Below are 25559 nucleotides of genomic sequence, written 5' to 3'. Positions count from 1 at the left end.
CAATGAAAAAAAATTATCTATTCTTATTAACATCTATTTTTGCTTTTTTAACCTTTTCCGGCTTTGCACAAGTCGGCTACAATAATGGTGTTTTTGTTTTAAATGAAGGCATGTTTGGTACAGATACAGCATCTGTTTCTTTTATAAGTAATTCAGGAACGGTTAGTAATGATGTTTTTGCAACCGAAAATCCAGGTATGGAAATTGGGCAGTTAGCTCAAGGGATGGGCTTTGATGGCGGTAATTCTTATATCGTGTCAAACGGAAGTCATGAAGTAAACGTGATTGATCGTCTAACATTTGCCCATGTTGCAACCGTTACAACGGGATTAGATAATCCACGCTATATAGTGTTTGATAACGGTTTTGGATATATTACCAATTGGGGTGATCCTACAGACATTACTGATGATTATATAGCGGTAATGGATTTAACAACAAATACAATAACAAGTACCATTCCAGTAGTTGAAGGACCAGAAGAAATTATAAAGCAAAACAATCAATTATTTGTTGCGCATCAAGGTGGTTATGGTCAGGGAAATACGGTTTCAGTAATCAATTTAAGCGATAACAGTGTTTCAGAAATTACGGTTTCCGATGTACCAAATTCTATTGTAGCTGATCATGATTATTTATATGTGCTTTGCGGTGGAAAGGAAGCATGGACAGGTGAGGAAACGTTAGGGAAACTATATAGAATAGATTTAAGCGATTTTTCTGAAATGGATGTTTATAACTTTGCCACAGGGGAACATCCAAATTTTTTACAAGTTGATAATGGTCAAGCCTATTATGTGGTAGATAATAATATCTATAATTTTGATTTTACAGGGGGTTTGCCAAGTACGGAACTCATCAATACAGCATCGGAAGGCGTTGTTTTAGCTTACGGATTATCGCTTCTAGACAATGTGCTTTATTTATCGGATGCTGAAAATTATGTTAATGATGGTAAAGTCGTTACTTACAATACAACAGGAACGTTTCAGAACTCTTATACCGTAGGTATTATTCCTAATGGGGTATACAAATATAACATGCCATTGGGTATCTATCCTCCACCAGCAGGTCAATCAGAAACGACTGCTATTGCCCAAGAGGATGCATTATTTGTAGATTGGGCTTCAGGTGCCGATGTAACAAGAGGTTTAATCAATATTTCTGACTCAGGAAGTGGTTATGCTACTGTAGGTGTAGAGTCTAATGTTATAGGTATTGCTAATAACGCGATTATAAGTTTAGGTGATGGAGGTGATGCTATTTTAACCTTTGATACACCAATTACTGACGGATCTGGATATGATTTTGCTGTTTTTGAAAACTCATTTAGTGATACTTTTTTAGAACTGGCTTTTGTTGAAGTAAGTTCAGATGGTGTTAATTATTTCAGATTTCCAGCACATAGTCAAACGCAAACGGATACACAAGTAGGTGGTTTTGGAGCTGTTGATGCTACTTATATCAATAATCTAGCAGGAAAATACCGTGCAGGTTTTGGAACACCTTTCGATTTAAGTGATATTCCTAACAATCCTTTATTGGATAAAACTAGAATTACACACGTAAAAGTTATTGATGCTATTGGAACTATTGATCCGGCGTTTGCTACTTACGATTCTTATGGGAATATGATAAACGATCCATATCCAACACCGTTTGGTTCTGGTGGTTTCGATTTAGATGCCATTGGGGTTATTAATCAAGCTAGTTTGAGTATGGCAGATAATAAGCTAACCGAATTGAAAGTATATCCGAATCCAGCTTCTAATTTCTTTAGCATAAAAGGTGTTAGTAACGTTATGGATATTGAAATGTACGACATAACAGGGACGTTAGTAAAACAACTTAAAAATACGCGTTTAAAAACTATCGATATTTCTAATTTAAAACAAGGTGTTTATTTGGTAAAAATAACATCACAAAATAAAAACGGATTGTATAAACTGATCAAGCAGTAAAACAATTTTTTAATATCTAATTGAAATGCCTCTATACTTAAACGTTACGTTTAAGTATAGAGGCATTTTTTATGAGTTAGAAATTAAATCGCAAAACCAAAACCCTGACGCGGCACCGGCTGAATTTGGTTTTGGATATTCGCGATAAGTCTTTTCACCAATTTCAAAAGCTATAGGTGTTTTAAAAATGGGATCATCAAAACAAAAGGTATGGAATTCACCATTTTCACCACATGGATCAACTGCTTCTGGTAAAGTAGCTATTAAATTTCATCTAGCGTTCTGCCCACAAAATCTTCCGTAAAATAATTAGCATCGGCACAAACTATTACAGCCTTAAAACCTAAATCTAGAAATTCTTGCATTAATTGCTTGGTATTTCTTTGCCAAAGTGGAAACACCGTTTTCATACCTTGACTCCCTAGTTGATCCTCACGGTACTGTTTTAAATCTTCTAATAAAATATCGCCAAAAGCAGCATAACTATAACCGTCTTTTTTAAGTTTCGTTGTCGCTTCGGTCATAATTTTGTTATAATCGTCCATGCTTGGTTGTTCTGGAAGTTTAATTTGCCAAAGGGGCATACCTAAAGCAGCAACTTGATTTTCCAATAAGGCAATCCTAATACCATGCATAGAAACACGATTAAAAGCCGTGTTTACCGTAGTAATAAACTGTTCAACACTATAACGTTCATCTTGTAATAAATAGTAAAGTGCCAGCGCCGAGTCTTTTCCTGTACTCCAGTTAAGGTAGGTTTTGTAAGTTTTCATAAGTCAAATTAGAGTACAAACCTATGGTTTTTAGGGCATATTAAATTGAAAAAAATGTGTGTTTTTGTATATTTAAAAGAAGTAACTATCTGAACTGGATTTGCCAGATTAAATGGCGTTTAAAAGTGGCAAAGATTATGTTTCCAGTTGGGGAGACCCTAATTGATAATACAACGATTTTATTGCCATCGTTAATCTAGGCTCGAATATTATTGAAGCGCGTATAGAAGTGGGGAAGACCAGAGCAAATGGTTGCTTAGGTCAGTAAATTATATGTATTAAAACGGACGGTTTTAAAGTGTTATTCTGAATTTATGTAAAGCATTACTGCGAATACCTTAATGTTTTAGTAATTATACTATGCATGCATAAAAAATTAACATCCTTTTAACGTTTAAATCGTGCTTTTTATCGATAACAATCTCATCGATATGGTATAACCTTTTTAATTGTAATATATTGGAGCACTATTAATTTAAAACCAATTTAAAAATGAAAAAATTTACATTTTACTTATTTGCATTATGTTGTTTTGCTTTTTCGTGGCAGACATATGCGCAATCAATAATTAATATTACGACTTCTGGAGGAGATTACCCTGGAGAAAAGTGGGTGTCTATTACTGATGCACCAGATGGTGGAGGTACTCAATTTTGGGGTCAAGGTGATGGAACGCAATGTAATGGTTCTGGTTTGATCAATGAGAATATATCATTACCACCAGGGACTTATTATGTTAATTGTTACGATCAATATGATGATGGTTGGGATGGTACACTTATTACTATTACTTCCTATGGAAATGTAATAGGTGATAATGGAGGTGTATCGCCGGATGATGGTGAAGATACAGACGCATCTACTTCTTGTGAAGGAACTCCAGAAGAGCTTGAAGCATCATTTATGATCGTTGTTCCTGTTGCGCCTTGTGTAACAGCTGAAATAGCTTCTTCTACTGTCGTTGATGATTGTGCAGCTGGAACCTTTATGGTTAATATAGATTTTACTGCGGTAGGTGATGCTACAGGTGTTTCTGATGGAACAACTAATTATCCTATTACTGGAACTACAGCTATGGCTGGGCCATTTGCAAATGGCACAACACAAAACCTTTCTGTTGTTCATTCTGATAGCGCATGCGATTTTTCATTAGGTGATTTTATAACATCATGTACACTACCAGGTGAAGTTTGCGAGAATTCAATTATTATTGGAGCTTTACCTTATTCTACAACTGATAATACGTCTAATTATGGCGATGATTACGGTAGTGCAGATGAGCCTTGTTCTACTTCTGGTTATCTTACAGGTGATGATGTTGTTTATAGTTTTACTCCAGCAACAGATATGTCAGTAAATATGACCACTTCTGGGACAGGTTCATGGACTGGTTTATTTATATACGAACAATGTCCTTTTGTAACTTGTGTGGATTCTGATACGCAAAGTAGTGGAAACCCTAGTATCCCAGAAGTTAGTTTGATAGGAGGAACAACATACTATATTGTAATATCTACCTATCCATCACCGCAAAGTACAGCATATACGTTAGATATAACAGAAAACACCTGTACAGCATCTACCTCAACAGTTACTGTAGTAAACGACTGTGATGTAAGTGGTGGTTTTTATGTAGATGTTGAAGTAACAGATATGGGAAGTGCAACAGATTTAACGGTTTCAGACGATCAAGGAAACCCATCTCAAGCTTTAACGGCTGCTGGAACATTACAATTTGGTCCTTATGTAAATGGTGTTGATGTGGTTATTACACTTAACGATGATAATGATGATGATTCTTGTACAGTTGTTAAAGCAGCTGTTACACAGACTATTTGTCCGCCATCAAACGATGAGTGTTCAAATGCAACAGTTTTAACTGTGGATCCAGATTATTCTTGTGCTAGTTCTGTTTCAGGAACAACTATAGGGGCAACACAAAGTTTAGCAGGTTGTAGCGGTACAGCAAATGATGATGTTTGGTATTCTTTTGTTGCAACAAGTACAGATCATAGAATTACAATTACTAATACTGGTGGTGCAACTGATATCGTTACTCAAGTTTTTGATGCATGTGGTGGTGCAAGTTTAGTATGTCAAGATACACCTAATTCACCAATTAACTTATCAGGTTTAACACCAGCAAACACGTATTTCTTTAGAATTTATACGTATAGTTCTTCTGCTTCAATTAGAACAAGTTTTGACGTATGTGTAGGTACAGCGCCAAGTTGTTTACAGCCATCGTCTGGTTCAGCTTCGGCAATAACAGAAAACTCTGCGGATTTAGGCTGGGTAGAAGCTGGAACTGCAACAACTTGGAATGTAGAATGGGGCGTTACAGATTTCACATTAGGAACAGGAACATTAATTTCAGGAACTACAACAAATCCACAACCATTATCTGGATTAACCGCATTAACAACATACGATTACTATGTGCAAGCTGATTGTGGTGGTGGTGATTTAAGTGCATGGTCTGGTCCATATACGTTTACAACTTCAGGTCCAATACCAACTAACATTTCATGTGCTACAGCAGAGGCTATTGCATGTGGAGATAGTATTACTGGAACGACGGAAGGTTCTACTGGAACACAAGAAGACTCTGGCTGTTCTATCGGTAATAATGGCGTTTGGTATACCTTTACTGGTGACGGTGGAGATTTAATAGTGACGGTAGATGCGGATTTTGATCACGAATTAGCAATAACAAGTGGTACTTGTGGTGCGCTAGTAAATATAGGTTGTGATGATCAAAGTACTGGTCAAGAATCATACACCATTGTTGATAGTGTTGATGGAGAAACATATTATGTGTATATCGCACATTATTCAAATGGTAGTACAACAACAGGTACTTACAAAATTATGTTAGAGTGTGAAACCATGACAACAGATGAATTTGATTCTCCAAATGCGTTTACGTATTATCCGAATCCAGTGTCAAATGTGTTAAATGTGAAAGCACAAAATAATATTAGTAACGTGGCTGTTTACAACATGTTAGGACAAGAAGTACTTCGTACGGCTCCTAATACATTTGCAAGTGAGGTAGATATGTCTAACTTACAAACAGGTGCTTACTTTGTTAAAGTAACTATTGGTAATGCTACGAAAACAATTCGCGTTATTAAAAACTAATAAGCGGAGTAGTTATTAAATTATATTGTATTGAAAAACCCAGACGAGAGTCTGGGTTTTTTTTATTTCGGTTGGAAGGGTATTAAGCTTTTCTATTAAATATTCTACTCGTTTTTTACACATAATATTGACGTTTTTACTAGCTTATCTTTTATAAACGGAGCTATTCCTGTCTTTGGTGTTAAATTATAAAACTGTTATGGATTTTTTAACATCTATAATAAATGTAGTATATTAAAAGTCTATTAATTTAACTAAACAAATTTTAAAATGAAAAAAACTACAATTCAAATTATTATGTTTTTAGCTTTTGCCTTTACGTGGCAGGCTAACGCGCAAACGGTCGTTATTGGCTCTGGAACAGATGTTACGGGCTCTACGGCTTCTGATCCAATCAATGGCTTTTATAATGCCATGCGGTACCAAGTAGTATATACGGCTGCAGAATTAAGTACCATGATGACACCTTTTGATGAAATTACAGCTTTAGGCTTTGATATAGTCGGGGATTATGCGGGTGGTGCCTTGTTAGGTTATACAATCAAAATTGGCCATACAGCAGCTACCAATTCAGCAGCACATAATACATCACCTACAGTAACGGTTTTTGGACCAACAGATTATGATCCTACCGTAACAGCATCTGGTGTTTATGATATGATAACCTTTACATCTAATTTTGTTTGGAACGGTGTTGATAATATAGTAATTGATATTTGTACGGATGGACAGAACCCATATACAGGACCTTATGGTCAAGTAGCTACAACTGCAAATACGGCAAATGGCGCCCGATCAGTTAGAAGAGACGGAACAACAGCTTGTGGGTTACCTACTTCAGATGTAATAAACAACAGACCTAACATTCAGTTTAACTATATAGATGGAACACCTCCTACCTGCACCTTTGCAGTGGTTGATTCTTCTGCAGTGGTTCAAGACTGTGCTACTTCTCAATATTCTGTAAATGTAGAGTTTACAACCGTTGGCGATGCTACGGGTGTTTCTGATGGAACCACAACATATCCAATTTCTGGAACAACTGCTACAGCTGGTCCTTTTGCAATTGGAACGACACAAACCTTAATGGTGGTTCATTCCGATAATGCATGCGATTTCACTTTAGGTAATTTTTCGTATGATGAATGTCCTAGTATTGTTACGTGCGGAACGCCATTAAACACAACATTTTGTTATGCAGCTAATGATAACACAGACTTCGTTTATGAAAGTAGTGATGGATCTAACTTAAAAGTTATTTTTAATGCTGGTTCTATTGAAAATTGTTGTGATGATTTAGTAATTATAGATAGTGATGGCGTAACGGAATTATATAGAGGTGCAAATGGCGGAAACTTAAGTGGTCTAGAATTTACTGCTTCCGGTTCTTCTATTACGGTAGCTGTAGATTCTGATGGCTCGGTTCAAAGTTGTGCTTCTAATCAAGACTGGGATTGGGATGTAATTTGTTTAAACTGTACACCAGGAGCAGCTACAACTTCAGTCATTGAGGACTGTGGTACATCAACATATACCATTGAAGTGGTAGTAACTGATGCTGGAGATGCAACAAATATTACTGATGGTGTTTCTCCGCAAGCATTTACAGGAACAGTAACATTTGGTCCCTATGCATTTGGTGTTGATACAACATTAAATATAGAACATACAGACGCGGGATGCGATTATACATTAGGAACTTTTGGTTTAGATACATGCCCTCCAACTAATGATAACTGTGCCACTGCAGAAATTGCTCCTATTGGAATTGGTGCTTGTGGAACTACAGTAACAGGAAACAATACAGGTGCAACGGACTCTGGAGTTGCTCAAGCTGGTTGTGCAACTGCAGTTTATGCAGGTGGCGATATTTGGTACCAGTTTGATATGCCAGCAGGTGAAACAGAACTAGTGTATACTAGAAGTGCCTCTGCTTTTTCTACAACACAACTTGAACTATTTAGTGGTTCTTGTGGTTCCTTGGTAGAAGTTGGCTGTACTACAGCCGCAACAGCTAGCTTTACAGGTTTAACACCTTCTGCTACATATTATGTAAGAATTTACGATTGGAATAATGATAATTTTGGTGATGTAACATTTTGTTTAAACACACCACCAACGTGTCCTGAACCAACTGGTTTAAATGCAACCAACTTAACAGAGACTACGGCTGATTTACAATGGACTGAAAATGGAACAGCCACAACTTGGGATGTAGAATGGGGAGCAGAAAACTTTACGTTAGGAACTGGGACTATGATTACGGGAACTACAAACAACCCGGAATCACTTATAGGTTTATCTGCTTCTACAGCTTATGATTTCTATGTACGTGCAGATTGTGGAGCAGGCGATACTAGTATTTGGGTAGGACCTTACACATTTAATACGCCAGGTCCACCTCCAGCAAACGACGATTGTTCTGGTGCAATTGCAATTGCAATTGGAAGTACAACATCTGGTACAACTTTTAATGCAACAGGTGCATCGTCAACTTCTTGTAATGGAACAATAGGGAATGATGTATGGTACACGGTTGTTGGAGATGGCGGCGATTTAACTATAACGGTCGATTCTCCTAACGAAGATTCGCAAATTGGTGTTTATGCAAGTCCTGACTGTGCAGGAATAACTTTAGGTACGTGTGATTTTAGCATAGATCCATTTAATAATCCTGCTGTATTAACATTTACATCCGTAGCTGGGACTAACTATTATATTCAAGTAGGAGCTTGGATAAATTCAGGAGATCCGTCTACACATGATATTACCATTAATACAACATTATCTACGCAAGATTTTGATATGGATTCAGCGCTAACGTATTATCCAAACCCGGTTAATAATTTATTAATGTTAAAAACTCAAAAAGCAATTCAACAGGTGGCTGTTTACAATATGTTAGGACAAGAAGTACTTCGTACGTCTCCTAATACTGTTGCAAGCGAGGTAGATATGTCTAACTTACAAACAGGAGCTTACTTTGTAAAAGTAACTATTGGTAAAACGACTGAAACTATTCGCGTTCTTAAAAACTAATATGCCTAAACTATAGTGTATAGAAAAACCCAGACGAAAGTCTGGGTTTTTTGTTTTATAAATTCAAATAGTCATGTAATAGTATAATTTTCTAACAACTAACAACTAACAACTAACAACTAACAACTAATCTACATACATACCAATAGACAGTGGTAAGACATCGGACTTATCTCCAACTAAATCCAAAGGTTCTACAAAAGGAATATAAATGCGGCTATCATCTAAAATAAGCTGTAGAGCTGTTGCTAAAAGCGGTTCAGTTTCAGAGCCCAGTGTTCCCATATTGCTGTAATTTTCGGACTGCGGTATTTCCGGAAATAAGCCTTGGCTATAATCCGTATTACCAACGGCATTCAAGGATTTTAATACTAGAGGTTGCATAGCATATAAATGTGATGGGTTTGCATTTGCTCTACGAAAATCGGGCGCATCATAAAGCGTTACGGATGCTTGAAATTTACCAGCAGTTTCGGTTCCTATTTGAACCACATCTATATAAGGATCTAAACTGTTTATAACTAACTCACTAGCAGATGCTGATCGTTTTGTGGTTAAAACATACACCTTGTTTAGATTTAAAATGTTTAAAGGAGCTCCAGCATCATTATCTGTAAAGTAATTCGTGGTTTGTGCTTCTGATAGTTGAGATTGAATATCAGAATTCCATTCTTCCGTACTAAACACATTGCCAGTTTGTCCAGCTATCATACTAGACAATAAAATAGCTGTATTAACAGAGCCTCCCGAATTATAACGTAAATCCAAAACTAAATTCTGAATATTATTTGCTTGAAACTGACCAAACACGGCATTTAATTGCGAATCAAAATCTCTAGTAAATCCATTATACATTAAATACCCTACGTTTTCTCCGGCAACTTCAAATATTTCTGTTTTAAAAATAGGGTTTTCAGTAAGGGAAGATTTTGAAAGTGTAATGCTTTGGCCATTTGGTGTAATATTGTCATCGCTCGTTTGAGAGGTTCCATTATCATTATAATCTGCTAAATTAATAGTGTAGGTAGTATTTCGTAATAAACTATTAAAATTAGAGGTAGTAATTGGAATGCCATCAATAGCATAAAAAATAGTTCCTCTGGAGACGCCTTGATTGCTAGCGCTAGAATTTGGCAATACATATCCAACATATCCAAACACGTTTTCCGAACCGTCTGGATAACGCATAAGGCCGTAATCCATGCCGTTGTTTTGTGTTGTACCACTTAATAGTTGTTCCAATTGAATGTAATTAGACGTTATCCAACTAAACCTATCCACCGTTTGTGGTTGATAGCGTAAATATTCAAACAAGGCTTCTGGTGAAGGATAATTATTTAAAAATGCTTCATAGGAACCTGTATCAAACCGGTCGTTTGCTAAATCCGGCACATTATCCTTATAGAGATAATAGGTGTTTAAACCTCGCCAAACAAAATCATTTAAGTCACGGGTAGATGCTGGATTATCATCTATATCTTCAAAACAGCCCGTAAATAGGGTAGATGCGTAAATAACGAGTAAATAAATAGTTCGGTTTTTCATAGCTATTTTCATTTTAATTGTTCTTTTTGTCGAATTAAAAGTAGTTACTTTATAACATAATAAAAATTATTTGTAACAAATTAAGTTATCAATCGTCGTAATAGTAAGTAGGCAAAAACCAGCTATTATTGATTAACCACAAACTATGACACAGACAGAATTTTTGAATATTGTCATGCCATTTAAAGATAAAGTCTTTCGTTTAGCCAAACGATTGCTTGTGTCTCGGGAGGAAGCAGAAGATGCAACTCAAGAGATTATCTTAAAATTGTGGAAAAACCAAGAGAAAATGAGCAACTATAAAAACATAGAAGCCTTTTCAATGACCATGACAAAAAATTTTTGTTTAGATAAATTAAAATCTAAACAGGCACAGAATTTAAAAATTGTACATAGTAATTATGAAGATCATAATGTGTCCTTACAAAAGGAAGTTGAGGTCAATGATAGTTTGGATTGGGTAAGTAAGATTATGGCAGATTTGCCAGAACAGCAAAAAATGGTTGTTCAGCTGCGGGATATTGAGCAATACGATTATAATGAAATAGCCAAAATGCTAGATATGAATGAAACAGCCGTCCGAGTAGCCTTATCAAGAGCTCGAAAAACAATACGTGAAAAATTAACTAATACACATAATTATGGTATTAAATAATATAGAAAAATTACTTGAAAAATATGAAAATGCCGAAACCACGCTTCAGGAAGAAGCACAATTGAAGGCGTATTTTACACAAGATGATGTGGCACCGCATTTAGAGATGTACAAACCTATGTTTGCTTACTTTAAAGCAAATCAGGAAGAAGTCTCTATTAAAGAATTGCCTTTGAAATCGCGAACCATATTTAATTATAAATGGCTTACAGTTGCTGCCATTGCAGTACTTTCAATAAGCTTATATTTCAATAATCCGTTGCATACACAAGAAGATTTAGGAACCTATGACGATCCTATGTTAGCTTATAATGAAGTGGTTAAATCACTCGAAATGATTTCAACACACATGAATAAAGGTTTTGAAAAAGTAAATTATTTAAATGCTGTTAATAATGGCATGTCTAAAGTCAATTACTTAAAAGAAATGGAGAATTCCACAAATAGAATATTTAAAAACAAACAATAAACTGAAATGAAAACAATAATTAATAACAACACCATTACTAACCGTGAAAAATTAAATAAATTAAAAACAAACCCTATGAAAAAGTACACCCTTATTTTCGTTTTGGCACTAATGATGATGCCATTCGCTTCTCAAGCACAAGATATTTTTGCAAAATACAGCGAGAATCCTGAAGTAACCTATGTGTCCATTAAACCTAAAATGTTTCAAATGTTAGCTAAAATGGATATTAATACGGATGATCCAGAATCACAAGAATATATCAATATGGTGAATAGTATTACCAGTTTTAAAGTCATTTCCACAGGAGATAAAGCTATTTCTTCCGATGTATCTAAATGGGTAAAATCTAGAAAAGGTGGTTTAGAGGAATTAATGGTCGTTAAAGATGATGGCATGAATATGACATTTTATGTTAAGGAAGGCCGCGATTCGGACCATGTAAGTGAATTCCTGATGTTTGTAGATGGTATTGGAGCTGTTACAAAAGATATGGATATTAATATGAATGGTAAAAAACGTGAATTTGAAACAGTGGTAGTTTCATTAACAGGAGATATTAACTTAAATCAAATTTCTAAATTAACCCAGAAAATGAATATTCCAGGTGGTGAACATTTGGAAAAGAAAGATAAGAGATAATACCATCATGAAACAATCAATCAAATATACCCTGTTCAGTTTATTAGTGGCTATGTCACTAATAAGCTGTAATTCAGGCGAATCATTACAAACGTATTTTGTAGATAATCAGGAAAAAGCCGATTTTGTTACGGCCGATATTCCAACGTCTATTGTAGCATTAGATGAAGCGGCCTTAACGGATGAGCAAAAGGAGGCTTATAAATCTGTTCAGCGTTTAAACTTTTTAGGTTTTAAAGCAAGCGAAACCAATATGACCACTTATAACGCCGAATTAGCAAAAGTTAAAGCCATTTTAAGTAATGTAAAATATACAGAACTCATGGAGTTTAGAGATAGTGGTATGACCTTCGTTATTTCCTATTTGGGAGATGATGACAGTGCGGAAGAAGTTATTGTCTTTGGAAGCTCTAAAGAAATGGGCTTTGGTGTGGTTAGAATTTTAGGTGATAATATGCGTCCCGAACAAATTGGAGCATTGGCTAGTGCCGTTCAAAACACTAATTTTGAAGATTCTGAACAATTAAAAGATATTGTCAATTTCTTTAAATAATATTCAGACAAATAATTATAAAAAAAGCGATCTTTTGTAGATCGCTTTTTTGCTTTAAGTGGTTTGGTCATCATTTTTCTTATGATGCTTTGAAACTGTTACAATAATATTGATTAAAATAGCCAAAAATAATGCCATGAAAATCCCACTTATCATATAGTTCTCCAATAAGCCGCAAATCCCAGCTACTGAAAAACTGACACCTACAATTCCGCAAAGGATTAGAGATTGTTTATCTGTTAACATTTTAAATTCCTGTATAGTTACTAGGTGTAATAGCTTTTAACTCCTTTTTAATCCCATCCGAAACCTCTAATGTATCAATGAAATTTGAAATGGATTGTTGATTAATTTTTTCATTGGTACGTGTTAATCCTTTTAAAGCTTCATACGGATTTGGATACGATTCGCGACGTAAAATGGTTTGAATAGCTTCTGCAACCACAGCCCAATTGTTTTCTAAATCTTCGGCAAACTTACTTTCGTTTAAAAGCAGTTTATTTAAACCTTTTAAAATAGACTTAAACCCAATAATAGTATGTCCAAAAGGAACACCTACATTACGTAAAACCGTACTATCTGTTAAATCGCGTTGTAATCTGGAAATTGGCAATTTGGCTGATAAATGCTCGAAAATAGCATTGGCTATTCCTAAATTCCCTTCGCTATTTTCAAAATCAATAGGGTTTACTTTATGAGGCATGGCAGAACTTCCTACTTCGCCAGCTTTAATGCGCTGTTTAAAATAATCCATGGACACATAGGTCCAGATATCTCGATCTAAATCAATTAATATGGTATTAATACGTTTTAAAGTATCAAATAAAGCTGCCATATGATCGTAATGTTCAATTTGTGTGGTAGGAAACGAGTGGTGTAACCCTAATTTTTCCTGTACAAATTGACTGCCAAAAGCTTTCCAATCTATTTCTGGATAGGCAACATGATGTGCATTAAAGTTTCCAGTGGCACCACCAAATTTTGCCGCACTAGGAATATCGTTTAATAAATCAAATTGAGCTTCCAAACGTGTAACAAATACGTGAATTTCCTTTCCTAAACGTGTAGGAGAAGCAGGTTGTCCATGAGTTCTAGCCAACATAGGAACGGATTTCCAATCTTCCGCCAATGTTTTTAATTTGTTTAAAACTTCAAAATATTCAGGAACATATACATCATTCATAGCATCTTTAATACTCAAAGGAATAGATGTATTATTAATATCTTGAGACGTTAATCCGAAATGAATAAACTCTTTATATTCTGAAATTTGTAAGCTGTCAAATTTTTCTTTAATAAAGTATTCAACCGCTTTCACATCGTGATTGGTTACTTTTTCAATATCCTTAATGGCAGATGCATCAATAGCGGTGAAATTTTTATAAATAGCGCGTAAATCGTCAAATAGTGCCGTGTTAAAATCGGCTAATTGTGGCAGCGGCACTTCGCACAATGCAATAAAATATTCAATTTCTACTTGTACGCGGTATTTTATTAACGCTTCTTCAGAAAAATAAGGGGCTAATTTTTCAACTTTATTACGGTAACGACCATCAATAGGAGAAATGGCATTTAAGGAAGATATAGACATGATTGTTGTTGTGTTTTAAAAGCTGCAAAGATACGGAAATCCAAAAGAATAGACGGATTATGATATGTGTTTTTTAAGATGATCTTCTTTCCCAAGGTAATGAATGAATTATAAAACCAGCTACTTTTTAAGCTTCTTTAAAATGTGTTTTGCTCGTGCCTTAAAACCCGAGCTCTGCATTTGGAAATCCCGTTCTAATATTATTACGAGTTCCGGGTGAATCCAATCATAATCTGCTCCAAACAGGTATAAGGTGTTCATGGAATACGCTTTAGGCGCAATTTTCTCATCATGAATCATATAATCAAAACAAACGGCAATTATCCGTTCTTGGTAAATGGGATTTAAATGTAATTGGATCTTATTTGGTGTTTTAGCGTAATATGCTTTGGCTAAATACTCGCAAATTTTAGCAATGGGTCTTACTGCTGGGTCTAAATGAACTTTGTGTATGTTTGCTGTAAACGTGTCTAAATGAGGAATCAAGTATTCTAAATTTTCATGACACATAAACTCTAAAACCCAGGCGGCTCTGCAAGAAATTTTATCATCAACACGAAATAGTACTGCTAGTAACTTCGGAATTAATTTTGGGTTGTTAATTACCAAATTGGCATAATGTAAGCGCTTTTCTCTCGAATGGTTCACATAATTTAATTCAGCGTATAGTTGGTCCGTAGTCAATAGTTTTTCCTATTTTTGATAGATAAAATTACACAAAATGAAAATAGTAAAGAAAATTCTGATTGTTTTGTTAGTTGTTTTTGCTATTGCACAATTTTTTGGACCAGAAAAAAACACCGGTGATATAGCAACTGTTCAACCATTTTTAACGGAAACCAATCCGCCAGAAGATGTAGCTGCCATTTTAAAAGAAACCTGTTTTGACTGCCATAGTAACCACACACGATATCCTTGGTATAATACTATAACACCTATAAATTACTGGTTGGCCGAACATGTAAACGATGGAAAAAAACATTTTAATGTGTCGGTTTGGAATGATTATTCGGCAAAAAAGAAAGATCATAAGTTAGAGGAGTTAATAGAAATGGTAGAAGAAAAGGAAATGCCATTGGACTCTTATTTGTGGACTCATCAGGAAGCCAATTTAACGGATGCGCAAATAGAAAGTGTTATTAATTGGGCTAAAAATATGCGTGTCATTTATAGTTTAGTGCCAAGACCCGAATAGGTTTTTATTTGTTATATGACTAAAAAACTACTTATAATTGGTTGTGTTTGGCCTGAACCAAAAAGTTCAGCTGCTGGAACCCGGATGATGCAACTTATATCGCTTTTTCAATCCGAAAACTATAAAATTACCTTTGCAACAACCACATCTAAAACAGATAATGCTTTCGCTTTATCCACACTTGGCATTCCGGAAGTTGCAATCCAATTAAACGATTCGAGTTTTGATAATTTTATAAAATCGGAAAATCCCGATGTGGTATTGTTCGATCGGTTTTTAACTGAAGAACAGTTTGGATGGCGTGTAGCTGAAAATTGCCCAAATGCTTTCCGATTATTAGACACCGAAGATTTACATGGCTTAAGAAAAGCACGCGAGTTAGCTTTAAAAGCAGGTGATACCAATTATAGAAAACACCTTGTAAATGACACCTCCAAACGGGAAATTGCCAGTATATATAGATGCGATTTAAGCCTTATTATTTCCGAAGCGGAAATGGAATTACTTGAGAAATACTTCAAGGTAGAGACAAATTTAATTCATTATTTACCGTTTTTATTAGAGACTATCTCTAAAGAAGCATCTGAAATGTTGCCCGATTTTCATGCCAGAGCTAATTTCATAACCATTGGAAACTTCTTTCATAAACCCAATTACCAATCGGTTTTATATTTAAAAGAAGTGATTTGGCCAGGAATCCGTAAGCAATTACCACAAGCGGAACTGCATATTTTTGGCGCATATGCAAATCAGAAGGTCACACAATTACACAAAAAACAAGATGGTTTTTTAGTTAAAGGTTTTGCTAATCAGGTTTCAGAAGTCATGCAAGCGTCACGAGTTTGTTTGGCGCCATTGCAGTTTGGTGCCGGATTGAAAGGTAAATTAATTGATGCCATGAAAAACGGAACGCCAGCAATTATGAGTTCGATTGCTGCAGAAGGTATGTTCCGGACATTAGATTCCAATGGATTTATTGCTGATAATCCAATCGAATTTATCAACAAAGCCGTAGCACTTTATACCACGGAAACGACCTGGAAAACCAAACAACAAAACGGATTTCAAATTATAAATAACCGATTTGATAAAACCCAATTTCAATCTTCTTTTATAAAAACTATCAATAGTATAACAGCCAATTTGCTAAATCACAGAGAACATAATTTTACTGGGCAGATGCTGCAACATCAGTCACTTCAAAGTACCAAATTTATGAGTAAGTGGATAGAATTAAAAAATAAATAAGCACTTCAGAATATTCACTAATATTGATGCGCTTTTTCATAGCTTTGCGCCTTTAAATTTAAAGCCATGATTTCAGTAGATAATTTAGCAGTAGAGTTTAGCGGTCACACCTTATTTAGCGATGTGTCCTTTACCATAAATGAAAATGATAAAATTGCCCTTATGGGTAAAAATGGTGCTGGAAAATCGACCATGATGAAAATTGTGGCAGGTGTTCAAAAAGGAACTCGTGGTAATGTACGGTTTCCTAAAGATGCTGTTATTGCTTACTTACCACAACATTTATTGACTGAAGATAATTGTACCGTTTTTGAGGAAGCCTCCAAAGCCTTCGCTCATGTTTTCCAAATGCGAGACGAAATGGACGCTTTGAATAAAGCCTTGGAAACCCGAACGGATTATGAGTCCGATGATTATATGAACATCATTACCCAGGTGTCCGATTTAGGGGAAAAATACTACGCTTTAGAAGATGTTAATTATGATGCGGAAGTGGAAAAAGCTTTGACAGGTTTAGGTTTTAAACGTTCAGATTTTACCAGGCAAACCAGTGAATTTAGTGGTGGTTATCGTATGCGAATTGAATTAGCCAAAATGCTACTTCAAAAGCCGGACTTAATTCTATTAGATGAGCCAACCAACCATATTGATATTGAATCTGTTATTTGGTTAGAAGATTTCTTGCTAAATAAAGCCAATGCGGTCATGGTTATTTCCCATGATAAGGCATTTATTGATAATATTACCAATCGTACGATTGAGGTGACTATGGGTCGTATTTACGATTATAAAGCCAACTATACACATTATTTACAACTGCGAGAAGATCGTCGTTTACATCAAATAAAAGCATATAAAGAACAACAGCGGTTTATTGCCGATAACATGGCATTTATTGAAAGATTTAAAGGCACGTTCTCTAAAACAAATCAGGTAAATTCTCGTGAGCGTATGTTAGAGAAACTGGAGATTATTGAAGTAGATGATATTGATACCTCCGCTTTAAAATTACGATTTCCGCCAGCACAACGATCTGGTGATTATCCTGTAACAGTCAAGGATTTATCGAAATCCTATGGAGATCATGTGGTATTTAAAAATGCCAACATGTCTATTTCTAGAGGTGAAAAAGTGTCCTTTGTTGGTAGAAATGGTGAAGGAAAATCAACCATGATAAAAGCCATTATGGGTGAAATTCCTGTAGATGGCACCTGCCAATTAGGTCATAATGTAAAAGTGGGATATTTTGCTCAAAACCAAGCATCCCTGTTAGATGAGAATTTAACTATTTTTCAAACCGTTGATGAAGTGGCGCAAGGCGATGTTCGCACCCAAATAAAAAATATTTTGGGCGGTTTCATGTTTAAAGGTGATGACATTGATAAAAAAGTGAGTGTGCTATCTGGAGGTGAAAAAACACGTTTAGCTATGGTGAAATTACTTTTAGAACCAGTTAACTTGCTCATTTTAGATGAGCCAACAAATCACCTGGATTTAAAAAGTAAAGACGTTTTAAAGGAGGCGCTTTTAGATTTTGATGGTACCCTTATTTTGGTGTCTCACGATCGTGATTTCCTTCAAGGTTTATCACAAAAAGTCTTCGAGTTTAAAAACCAACGCGTCATTGAACATTTTGAAACGATTGATGATTTCTTAATCCGTAATCGTATGGAAAACTTAAAACAAATCGATTTAAAGAAATAATTTGTTCGTATTCATACTGGAAAAAATTGGATAAATTTTTCGTTTATCATCACTTCAAACAGGAATTTGAAAGCTAATTAATTATCTTTCAATCAGTTATTAATCCTATGTAATCCAGTTCATGAAAAACACATGCTTCAAAAAAATGGTTTTACTGCTCGTTTTAGCTGTATGCACCATTCCCGTTCATTCTCAAGTTACATCCAAACAAATTGACTCTGTTGTTAATTATGCCATGTCTCAATTCAACGTTGCTGGTTGTGCCGTGGCTGTGGTAAAAGATGGAAAAATAATTCATGAAAGCGGTTACGGTGTCAAATCTATAGATACTAAAGAACCCGTTAATCCAAATACTAACTTTGCCATTGCCTCTAACAGTAAAGCCTTTACTACAGCAGCTTTAGCCATGTTGGTGGAAGATGGGAAACTGAACTGGGACGATAAAGTAAAAACCCATATTCCAGAATTCACCATGTATAATCAATATGTGGAGGAAAATTTTAACATTATCGATCTAGTAACACACCGAAGTGGTTTGGGTTTAGGTGTAGGCGATTTAATGTTTTTTCCGCAAGGTTCTAATTTCACTATAGATGATTTATTAGCCAGTTTTCAGCATTTTAAACCAGAATCGGCATTCCGCACCAAATGGGATTATGATAATTTATTGTATATCGTTGCTGGTGAGTTGATAGCTAGGAAAAGCGGTATGACTTGGGAAGCCTTTATAGATTCCCGTATTTTTCAACCTTTAGGTATGGATAATTCCTATGCTTCTTTAGCTGAAATCCCTCAAACTGGAAATGTATCAGCATCACATTCTACAGAAACGGGAACAATTCGCATCATCCCAACGTTTGAAGAAATGATAAATGGTGCAGCTGGTGGTATTTTCTCAAATGTCAATGATATGTCAGCTTGGATGCTCTTACAATTACATGAGGGAACGTATGGCGATGGATTGAAAAAGCAATTGTTTTCCAAAGACAATCATTACGAAATGTGGAAAATCCATACCGTTATGGATGCAAATAGCAATCCGCGATACAACAGTCATTTTGCCGGATACGGTTTAGGTTGGTTTCTTACTGACGTAAAAGGGAATATGCAGGTAGAGCATACAGGTGGTTTGCCTGGTATGTTGTCTAAAGTAGTAATGATTCCTGATCTGGATTTAGGAATTGTTGTGCTGACTAATACGAGTAATGATGGTGGTGGCTTATTTTCAGCCATTACCCAAACCATTATAGATATGTACTTGGACATGGATGATTTTCAGTGGATTGACAAATATGCAGCTTATATGAAATCCAATCAAAGTGGCGCAGATGCGGTTGTTGAAAAAGTGTGGGATTCTGTTGCTAAAAATGACCAATCTAAAATAAAAATCAAGAATTATATTGGTATGTATGAAGATGTTTGGTTTGGAAAAATGGAAGTGTTTGTGAAGGATAATCAATTATGGCTTAAAAGCCATCGTTCGCCATTATTAAATGGGCCATTACAATTTTATAAAGATGAAACCTTCGCCATTAAATGGGAATACCAAGATATGAATGCCGATGCTTTTGCCATGTTCACGCTAGACGAAAACGGAGTAGCAAATGGATTTACTATGAAAGGGATTTCGCCTAATATCGATTTTAGTTTCGATTTTCAAGATTTATATTTAAAACGGCTTGATTAATGGTTTCAGCTATACGAAAAATAAGAAAGCGACTGCTTGAACAAAACCGCTTTAAACGCTATATTTTTTATGCCATAGGCGAAATATTTCTGGTGGTTATTGGCATATTGTTAGCCTTACAAATCAACACTTGGAGTAAAGAAAATCATAATCTTAAATTAGAAAAGGTGCTATTAGAAGATTTTAAATCAGATTTCATCATTCAGAAAGAATTGATTATCGAGCAGATAGATTATGAGATAGGTATAATGGCTAAAATAGATTCCGCACTTCAATTTATGAATCCTGATTATGACAAGGCAACTTTGCCGAGAAAACTTCATGAATTAACAGCGCGTCGCACATTTAAAGCCAATCGTGCTACATTTAATAATATGATAGCGAGTGGCAGTGTTAATTTAATTTCCAATGCGAGTGTACAAAATACGATTGTCCGTTATTTTCAACGTTTGGATTATGTGGAATCCGTAGTGAACAATAATAATTTGTACATGGTAGACTCTAATTTTGGAAAGTTTGCATCAAATAATACCATGGGATTTCAAATAGACAAATTTGGTAAATTGGTTGATACTATTAATTTCACCAACGAACAACGCTATTTACTGGATATGCAATTACGGTATAGAAATGGCGCGTCAAAAAGCATTAATTTAGTAAGTGAGGTTCTTTTAGATTTAACTGAAGAACTTATAGTTATAATTGATTCAGAAATAAATAAATAACAAACATATTTTTAAATTTCAAAAATGTAAAGTATATTTGTCATATAGGAAAATATATTTGTCTAAATACTAAACATACTTGTCATGAAATTAAAAGAAATTGAAACATGTGAACGCACCAAACTGGAGCTATTCTTAAATAAAGTAAGACTACCTCATTCATTTAAAAAGTTAGGCTTTATTATACTCATTTTGAGTTTTATTGGGGTTACAGGATTTAAATTTATAGATGACCTACCCACCTGGTCGATTCAAACTCTAAAACATGCCATGCTTTTGGGTTTACTTATAATGTCCTTATCTAAAGAAAAAATTGAAGATGAGCTGATTGAAACCTTAAGATCAAAATCCTATTCTTTAGCTTTTATTATTGGCGTAGGTTATACCATGTTACAGCCTTTGGCTAATTTTATTGTTGATTTCTTTTTAGAAGAACAACATGTTGTAAGCACTACCAGTCATATTCAAGTGCTGTTATTTATGTTGCTGATTCAAGTTGGTTTTTTTGAAGTTTTAAAACGTAACCGATAATGGAAAACACGATAAAAGTAGAGCGTGCCATTTTAAATCTAACCCAAGAAGATTTAGCACAAAAAATAGGTGTTTCGCGCCAAACAATAAATTCTATAGAAGCAAATAGATATGTGCCTTCAACGGTTTTGGCATTAAAGCTTTCTTCATTATTTGGGAAACCGGTGAATGCATTTTTTAAACTATCATCCAATGATTAAGTTTTGTATGTTAATCTCTGTATTAAATATTAGTTTGATGCTAGTAATTTTTTAAATACTCGCATACCAACAGTAGCTGTTTCTTGAATTAGTGTAATGTCTTTTTGATTCACCACAGATGGCTTCGGGTCTATAAAATAAGTGGGTGTATTTTCTGGAACATAATGCATTAAACTAGCAGCAGGATATACTTGCATACTGGTTCCAATAATTAGTAATATATCTGCTGTTTCACAAACGTCCATAGCTTTTTCTATCATAGGAACCGCTTCACCGAACCATACAATATGTGGTCGCATTTGGTAGCCGTTTTGGCACATATCACCAAAGTGGATATCCGTTTTCCAATCTACTATGGTGTTTTCATCAAAGGTGCTTCTAGCTTTTAGTAATTCGCCATGCAAGTGAATGACATTGGAACTCCCTGCACGTTCGTGTAAATCATCTACATTTTGTGTTATAATGGTAACCTTATAATCGGTTTCTAAATCCGCCAAATCCACATGTGCTTGATTCGGCTTGACTTCCAAAAGTTGTTTCCGCCGTTTGTTATAAAAATCTAAAACCAATTCTGGATTTACTCGAAAACCTTGTGGTGAAGCCACTTCCATAACATCATGACCTTCCCATAAACCGTCGGCATCACGAAATGTTTTAATCCCACTTTCGGCACTTATACCGGCTCCTGATAATACAACTATATGTTTCATAGACTTTAAAAATATAAAATTGTGTACGAAATTCATATAATAATACGTTTCCGTTTTCAGATACTAGTTTAAATTGTAAATTTAGGCAGTCTAAAGAAAAAGTAAAAATGAAAAATATTTTAGTAGCTATCATTAGCATATGTTCAACACTCACATTTACCAATTGTGCAAGTGATGATAATATTACCGAATTAGAATCTAAACTAATCTCAACCACATACACGTTAAATCCCGTTTCAGATCCAGCCGTAATTGGCGATGCCCGGATGATAAAAAACGAGGACGCTTCTATAACCATAGAAATTAAACTGTCTGGTACATTGCCAGGAGAAACATACCCAACAAACTTACGGGTTAATACGGCAGCCGAAGGCGGAACAGTAGCTATAAGTTTAGAAAGCTTGAACGGTACAACAGGAAGAAGTACAACCAGATTTACAACTTTGGATGATGGAACAGAAATTACCTACGAAGATTTATTAGAGTTTGATGGGTTTATTGATGTTCTATTAAATAATAATTCACCAGCCATTGTTTTAGCCCAAGGTGATATTGGACAGAATGAACTAACAGGTGTATCAAAAACCTATACATTAGGTACACGTGATATTCCTGAAATTAGCGGGAATGCCAAGTTTTCTGAACGAAAAAATGGGGAAGCCCTAGCACGTATTGAATTAACCAATGCCATTCCAGGAACCGAGCATCCTGCACATATTCATTTCAATACTGCGCTTGAAGGAGGCGCTATTGCTTTTACATTTAATAACATTAATGGTGATACAGGTTTAAGTAGAACCAATGTGTCTGCTTTGGATGATGGAACACCATTTTTATATGAAGACTTAATCGCGTTTGATGGGTATGTGAATGCACATTTAAGTGCAAGCGATGATACAGTTATTGCCCAAGGCGATATTGGCATAAACGGTTTAACAGGTGAATCCGTAGTGTATGCTTTAAGCGAAGTAGATGCACCAGAAGTTCAAGGAACAGCCACCTTTTACAAACGTGAAAGTGGCGAAGCATTAGCGGTTTTAGAAATTGAAAACACCATAGCTGGCGATGTACATCCAGCACATATTCATGCGAATGATATAAATACTACGGGTGCTGTTGTATTGACTTTTAATCCAGTGGATGGTGCTACAGGTAGAAGTGAAACTAGTATTATTCAGTTAGATGATGCCACGCCCTTTGGATATGACGATGTACTTCAAATTAATGGCTATATTAATGTACATGAAAGTACAGTTAATTTAGGAACCATTATTGCGCAAGGCAATATTGGTGTGAATGTGGATAATTAATTAGTACCATTTTAAACTATAAAAACCTGATATAACGTCGGGTTTTTCTTTTTTTTATACCGAGCATGATTGATTTACAATTACTAAACCATTTAGAAGGCTTTTTAACCGAAAGCAGACGCGAAAAATTTAATCGTGTATTATCACAACGTACCAAACACTTTACGGTTGCTACAGAAGATGTGTACCAATTGCATAACACAAGTGCCGTAATTAGAAGTTGTGATGTGTTTGGTATACAAGAAGTTCATATTGTAGAAGAAGTAAATAGCAAGCGCATAGATAGGGAAATCGCCATGGGCGCGCAAAAATGGGTGGATTTAAAACGCCATCACCATGTAAAAGATGCCATTAAAGCCTTAAAACAAGAAGGTTATCAAATTATAGCAACCACACCACATACCAATGATTGTTTGTTGCATGAGTTTGATGTGGCTAAAAAATCTTGTTTCTTCTTCGGAAGGGAAACAGAAGGCTTATCGCAGGAGGTTTTAGATGCTGCAGATGGTTATTTAAAAATACCGATGGCGGGATTTACAGAGAGTTTGAATATTTCTGTATCGGCAGCCATTATTTTACAACATGTTACCACCAAATTAAAACAAACGGATATTCCTTGGCAGCTTACCGAAAATGAAAAGTTAGAAAAACGTCTAGATTGGATCAAGAAAACGATTAAAAGTTATGATGAAATCGTGGAGCGGTATTATGAGGAGAGTGGTTTAAGTTAAGAGTTTAAATAAATGTTTTTTGTATTATTCTTTTCGCTGAATTCAGCTTTTTTATAAAATTAATAATTAAAATAAAAATAAAATAGAAATCCTATTTACAAAAGTAAGGCAAATGCAGAAGGTTGGTTTAAGTTGAATTCTGAATAAAATTTCATAAAACATCTAATCGGAAACATGGCAGGTAGGAGTAGGGGAAAAAAATAGTCCAAAATTCATGAAAATTTTGTGCTTTCATGCTATTATCTTGGTTCTTATATTTATGAAAGTATTTTTAAATGTGATTCTATACCTAATAATAAACTACCGCTTTTTCCGACTCCGACTCAACACCTTGTATTCCTCATAGCATTCACTAATAGCATCCAGTATTTGAAGATCGTTAGCGCTATTTATAAAATCGGCCGAATAGTTACATTGACGCACTATTTCATCTAAGTCTACACGGTCTACTTGTAGTAAAACCGTTAACATTTCCCGATCAAAACGCGAGGCTAGGAGGTTTCTAATTTCATCATCTTGCTTCATCTGTTTGAGTTTTTTCATCTCATTCGGATTTTTCCCAAACATTTTATAGAGGAAATCGGCAGGATTAAAAATAGCACCCAATGCTTTGGTTATGGCATTGCTACGATTTCCAGCTTCATAGCCTGTGGATGGTAAACCAGAAATACTGTATCGGTAATTATTATTGATGGGCACATTTTGAATATCCACTTCTAAAATTCCTGTTAAGCGGAAATCATTTATAACGACTTCTTCTAAAGCTAGTGCCAATTCATTTAATTGGATGGTAGACGTTCCAAACTTTATCCAGTCATTAGTAACACGAACTTTTATAGATTTAAAACCTAAATAGGAGAGGTGCAGCGTATCATTTGCTTGGGCACGTAAGGTAAATTCTCCTTCGGCATTGGTTGTAGTACCAATTACCTGTGTTAAATTTACAATATTAACACTTTCCAAAGGTTCCCCTTGTGATGCGTTTATAATAACGCCCTTTACATAGGTTTGGTCCTGTGAGAAACCAAGATAAAAGGTAAACAATGCAATAAGTAGGAATAGGTAGTGCTTCATGCTGGCTAAATTAAACAATAAAAGTACTAAACAAAAAAATAGATTTCTCATTTAGTACTTTATTTGACTTAT

General features: G+C 35.2%; 24 protein-coding genes. 16 read left to right on the top strand and 8 right to left on the bottom strand.

Features of this window, described 5'->3' with window-relative positions; genetic code table 11:
- Positions 1-2: 2 nt before the first annotated feature.
- Positions 3-1961, top strand: a complete 1959-nt coding sequence (locus GMA17_RS06915; RefSeq protein WP_248400411.1) for a DUF5074 domain-containing protein — start codon at positions 3-5, stop codon at positions 1959-1961.
- Positions 1962-2030: 69 nt separating this feature from the next.
- On the opposite strand, the gene GMA17_RS15485 is transcribed toward GMA17_RS06915, so the two are convergent.
- Both GMA17_RS15485 and GMA17_RS06910 read right to left on the bottom strand, forming a co-directional pair.
- Entirely contained in the window at positions 2031-2225 is a 195-nt protein-coding gene (locus tag GMA17_RS15485) for a hypothetical protein (RefSeq protein WP_256476251.1), read from the bottom strand.
- Positions 2225-2734 (bottom strand): ATP-binding protein, encoded by a 510-nt coding sequence (locus tag GMA17_RS06910; protein ID WP_256476234.1) that lies wholly within the window; start codon positions 2732-2734, stop codon positions 2225-2227. The genes GMA17_RS15485 and GMA17_RS06910 overlap by 1 nt, the downstream gene beginning before the upstream one ends.
- Before the next feature lie 492 nt (positions 2735-3226).
- On the opposite strand from GMA17_RS06910, the gene GMA17_RS06905 reads away from it, so the two are divergent.
- Positions 3227-5878 carry a T9SS type A sorting domain-containing protein gene (locus tag GMA17_RS06905; RefSeq protein WP_248400410.1) on the top strand — a complete coding sequence of 884 codons (2652 nt, stop codon included), beginning with the start codon at positions 3227-3229 and terminating at the stop codon, positions 5876-5878.
- A gap of 270 nt (positions 5879-6148) precedes the next feature.
- The gene (locus tag GMA17_RS06900; protein ID WP_248400408.1) at positions 6149-8917 is read left to right on the top strand and encodes a T9SS type A sorting domain-containing protein; all 2769 of its coding nucleotides are present in this window, start codon (positions 6149-6151) and stop codon (positions 8915-8917) included.
- Between the two features lie 126 nt (positions 8918-9043).
- Here the strand turns inward: GMA17_RS06900 and GMA17_RS06895 are convergent, their stop codons facing one another.
- A complete protein-coding gene (locus GMA17_RS06895; RefSeq protein ID WP_248400406.1) occupies positions 9044-10474 on the bottom strand; it encodes a S41 family peptidase in 1431 nt (476 codons plus the stop codon).
- Positions 10475-10607: 133 nt separating this feature from the next.
- Between GMA17_RS06895 and GMA17_RS06890 the strand changes: the two genes are divergently transcribed.
- Genes GMA17_RS06890 through GMA17_RS06875 form a run of 4 tightly spaced genes read left to right on the top strand, consistent with a single transcriptional unit; the run spans position 10608 to position 12781 of the window.
- The gene (locus tag GMA17_RS06890) at positions 10608-11117 is read left to right on the top strand and encodes an RNA polymerase sigma factor (protein ID WP_248400405.1); all 510 of its coding nucleotides are present in this window, start codon (positions 10608-10610) and stop codon (positions 11115-11117) included.
- On the top strand, positions 11104-11586 hold the full coding sequence (locus GMA17_RS06885) for a hypothetical protein (RefSeq protein WP_248400404.1): 483 nt from the start codon (positions 11104-11106) through the stop codon (positions 11584-11586). The genes GMA17_RS06890 and GMA17_RS06885 overlap by 14 nt, the downstream gene beginning before the upstream one ends.
- Positions 11587-11592: 6 nt before the next feature.
- Complete coding sequence (locus GMA17_RS06880) at positions 11593-12228, top strand: DUF4252 domain-containing protein (RefSeq protein ID WP_371922424.1); 636 nt, start codon at positions 11593-11595, stop codon at positions 12226-12228.
- A 7-nt stretch (positions 12229-12235) separates the two neighbouring features.
- Positions 12236-12781, top strand: a complete 546-nt coding sequence (locus GMA17_RS06875; protein ID WP_248400403.1) for a DUF4252 domain-containing protein — start codon at positions 12236-12238, stop codon at positions 12779-12781.
- Positions 12782-12835: 54 nt separating this feature from the next.
- Here the strand turns inward: GMA17_RS06875 and GMA17_RS06870 are convergent, their stop codons facing one another.
- The 3 genes from GMA17_RS06870 to GMA17_RS06860 all read right to left on the bottom strand — a co-directional run bounded on the left by GMA17_RS06870 (position 12836) and on the right by GMA17_RS06860 (position 15020).
- Positions 12836-13027, bottom strand: a complete 192-nt coding sequence (locus GMA17_RS06870; RefSeq protein ID WP_248400402.1) for a hypothetical protein — start codon at positions 13025-13027, stop codon at positions 12836-12838.
- A 1-nt stretch (position 13028) separates the two neighbouring features.
- Positions 13029-14372, bottom strand: coding sequence for an adenylosuccinate lyase (purB, locus tag GMA17_RS06865; RefSeq protein ID WP_248400401.1), 1344 nt, complete (start codon positions 14370-14372; stop codon positions 13029-13031).
- Positions 14373-14492: 120 nt separating this feature from the next.
- Positions 14493-15020 (bottom strand): adenylosuccinate lyase, encoded by a 528-nt coding sequence (locus GMA17_RS06860; RefSeq protein WP_371922423.1) that lies wholly within the window; start codon positions 15018-15020, stop codon positions 14493-14495.
- 73 nt (positions 15021-15093) lie between these two features.
- Between GMA17_RS06860 and GMA17_RS06855 the strand changes: the two genes are divergently transcribed.
- The 7 genes from GMA17_RS06855 to GMA17_RS06825 all read left to right on the top strand — a co-directional run bounded on the left by GMA17_RS06855 (position 15094) and on the right by GMA17_RS06825 (position 21662).
- Entirely contained in the window at positions 15094-15567 is a 474-nt protein-coding gene (locus tag GMA17_RS06855; RefSeq protein WP_248400395.1) for a heme-binding domain-containing protein, read from the top strand.
- Positions 15568-15582: 15 nt separating this feature from the next.
- Entirely contained in the window at positions 15583-16815 is a 1233-nt protein-coding gene (locus tag GMA17_RS06850; RefSeq protein WP_248400394.1) for a glycosyltransferase, read from the top strand.
- A gap of 66 nt (positions 16816-16881) precedes the next feature.
- Positions 16882-18519 carry an ABC-F family ATP-binding cassette domain-containing protein gene (locus GMA17_RS06845; protein ID WP_248400393.1) on the top strand — a complete coding sequence of 546 codons (1638 nt, stop codon included), beginning with the start codon at positions 16882-16884 and terminating at the stop codon, positions 18517-18519.
- 145 nt (positions 18520-18664) lie between these two features.
- Entirely contained in the window at positions 18665-20206 is a 1542-nt protein-coding gene (locus GMA17_RS06840) for a serine hydrolase (RefSeq protein ID WP_248400392.1), read from the top strand.
- On the top strand, positions 20206-20931 hold the full coding sequence (locus tag GMA17_RS06835; protein ID WP_248400391.1) for a DUF6090 family protein: 726 nt from the start codon (positions 20206-20208) through the stop codon (positions 20929-20931). The genes GMA17_RS06840 and GMA17_RS06835 overlap by 1 nt, the downstream gene beginning before the upstream one ends.
- 84 nt (positions 20932-21015) lie before the next feature.
- Positions 21016-21462, top strand: a complete 447-nt coding sequence (locus GMA17_RS06830; RefSeq protein ID WP_248400389.1) for a hypothetical protein — start codon at positions 21016-21018, stop codon at positions 21460-21462.
- A complete protein-coding gene (locus tag GMA17_RS06825) occupies positions 21462-21662 on the top strand; it encodes a helix-turn-helix transcriptional regulator (RefSeq protein WP_248400388.1) in 201 nt (66 codons plus the stop codon). Before GMA17_RS06830 ends, GMA17_RS06825 begins: the two co-directional genes overlap by 1 nt.
- Positions 21663-21691: 29 nt before the next feature.
- Here GMA17_RS06825 and GMA17_RS06820 read toward each other — a convergent pair whose 3' ends face one another.
- Complete coding sequence (locus GMA17_RS06820) at positions 21692-22372, bottom strand: NAD-dependent deacylase (RefSeq protein ID WP_248400387.1); 681 nt, start codon at positions 22370-22372, stop codon at positions 21692-21694.
- A gap of 107 nt (positions 22373-22479) precedes the next feature.
- On the opposite strand from GMA17_RS06820, the gene GMA17_RS06815 reads away from it, so the two are divergent.
- Positions 22480-23682 carry a CHRD domain-containing protein gene (locus GMA17_RS06815; protein WP_248400386.1) on the top strand — a complete coding sequence of 401 codons (1203 nt, stop codon included), beginning with the start codon at positions 22480-22482 and terminating at the stop codon, positions 23680-23682.
- A gap of 65 nt (positions 23683-23747) precedes the next feature.
- Positions 23748-24413, top strand: coding sequence for an RNA methyltransferase (locus tag GMA17_RS06810; RefSeq protein ID WP_248400385.1), 666 nt, complete (start codon positions 23748-23750; stop codon positions 24411-24413).
- 300 nt (positions 24414-24713) lie between these two features.
- Here the strand turns inward: GMA17_RS06810 and GMA17_RS06805 are convergent, their stop codons facing one another.
- Complete coding sequence (locus tag GMA17_RS06805) at positions 24714-25487, bottom strand: carboxypeptidase-like regulatory domain-containing protein (protein ID WP_248400384.1); 774 nt, start codon at positions 25485-25487, stop codon at positions 24714-24716.
- Between the last annotated feature and the right edge of the window lie 72 nt (positions 25488-25559).

It is taken from the genome of Bizionia sp. M204, assembly GCF_023205095.1.
Taxonomy (GTDB): domain Bacteria; phylum Bacteroidota; class Bacteroidia; order Flavobacteriales; family Flavobacteriaceae; genus Algorimicrobium; species Algorimicrobium hallyeonense.
The sequence above is the reverse complement of the archived record's forward strand: the minus strand, read 5'-3'. Positions and strand labels throughout refer to the sequence as shown.

Bases quoted from the DNA above. Each gene is read 5' to 3' on its own strand.
- GMA17_RS06915 (WP_248400411.1), top strand. From the start codon at position 3: ATGAAAAAAAATTATCTATTCTTATTAACATCTATTTTTGCTTTTTTA.
- GMA17_RS06910 (WP_256476234.1), bottom strand. From the start codon at position 2,734: ATGAAAACTTACAAAACCTACCTTAACTGGAGTACAGGAAAAGACTCG.
- GMA17_RS06905 (WP_248400410.1), top strand. From the start codon at position 3,227: ATGAAAAAATTTACATTTTACTTATTTGCATTATGTTGTTTTGCTTTT.
- GMA17_RS06900 (WP_248400408.1), top strand. From the start codon at position 6,149: ATGAAAAAAACTACAATTCAAATTATTATGTTTTTAGCTTTTGCCTTT.
- GMA17_RS06895 (WP_248400406.1), bottom strand. From the start codon at position 10,474: ATGAAAATAGCTATGAAAAACCGAACTATTTATTTACTCGTTATTTAC.
- GMA17_RS06890 (WP_248400405.1), top strand. From the start codon at position 10,608: ATGACACAGACAGAATTTTTGAATATTGTCATGCCATTTAAAGATAAA.
- GMA17_RS06885 (WP_248400404.1), top strand. From the start codon at position 11,104: ATGGTATTAAATAATATAGAAAAATTACTTGAAAAATATGAAAATGCC.
- GMA17_RS06880 (WP_371922424.1), top strand. From the start codon at position 11,593: ATGAAAACAATAATTAATAACAACACCATTACTAACCGTGAAAAATTA.
- GMA17_RS06875 (WP_248400403.1), top strand. From the start codon at position 12,236: ATGAAACAATCAATCAAATATACCCTGTTCAGTTTATTAGTGGCTATG.
- GMA17_RS06870 (WP_248400402.1), bottom strand. From the start codon at position 13,027: ATGTTAACAGATAAACAATCTCTAATCCTTTGCGGAATTGTAGGTGTC.
- purB (WP_248400401.1), bottom strand. From the start codon at position 14,372: ATGTCTATATCTTCCTTAAATGCCATTTCTCCTATTGATGGTCGTTAC.
- GMA17_RS06855 (WP_248400395.1), top strand. From the start codon at position 15,094: ATGAAAATAGTAAAGAAAATTCTGATTGTTTTGTTAGTTGTTTTTGCT.
- GMA17_RS06850 (WP_248400394.1), top strand. From the start codon at position 15,583: ATGACTAAAAAACTACTTATAATTGGTTGTGTTTGGCCTGAACCAAAA.
- GMA17_RS06845 (WP_248400393.1), top strand. From the start codon at position 16,882: ATGATTTCAGTAGATAATTTAGCAGTAGAGTTTAGCGGTCACACCTTA.
- GMA17_RS06840 (WP_248400392.1), top strand. From the start codon at position 18,665: ATGGTTTTACTGCTCGTTTTAGCTGTATGCACCATTCCCGTTCATTCT.
- GMA17_RS06835 (WP_248400391.1), top strand. From the start codon at position 20,206: ATGGTTTCAGCTATACGAAAAATAAGAAAGCGACTGCTTGAACAAAAC.
- GMA17_RS06830 (WP_248400389.1), top strand. From the start codon at position 21,016: ATGAAATTAAAAGAAATTGAAACATGTGAACGCACCAAACTGGAGCTA.
- GMA17_RS06825 (WP_248400388.1), top strand. From the start codon at position 21,462: ATGGAAAACACGATAAAAGTAGAGCGTGCCATTTTAAATCTAACCCAA.
- GMA17_RS06820 (WP_248400387.1), bottom strand. From the start codon at position 22,372: ATGAAACATATAGTTGTATTATCAGGAGCCGGTATAAGTGCCGAAAGT.
- GMA17_RS06815 (WP_248400386.1), top strand. From the start codon at position 22,480: ATGAAAAATATTTTAGTAGCTATCATTAGCATATGTTCAACACTCACA.
- GMA17_RS06810 (WP_248400385.1), top strand. From the start codon at position 23,748: ATGATTGATTTACAATTACTAAACCATTTAGAAGGCTTTTTAACCGAA.
- GMA17_RS06805 (WP_248400384.1), bottom strand. From the start codon at position 25,487: ATGAAGCACTACCTATTCCTACTTATTGCATTGTTTACCTTTTATCTT.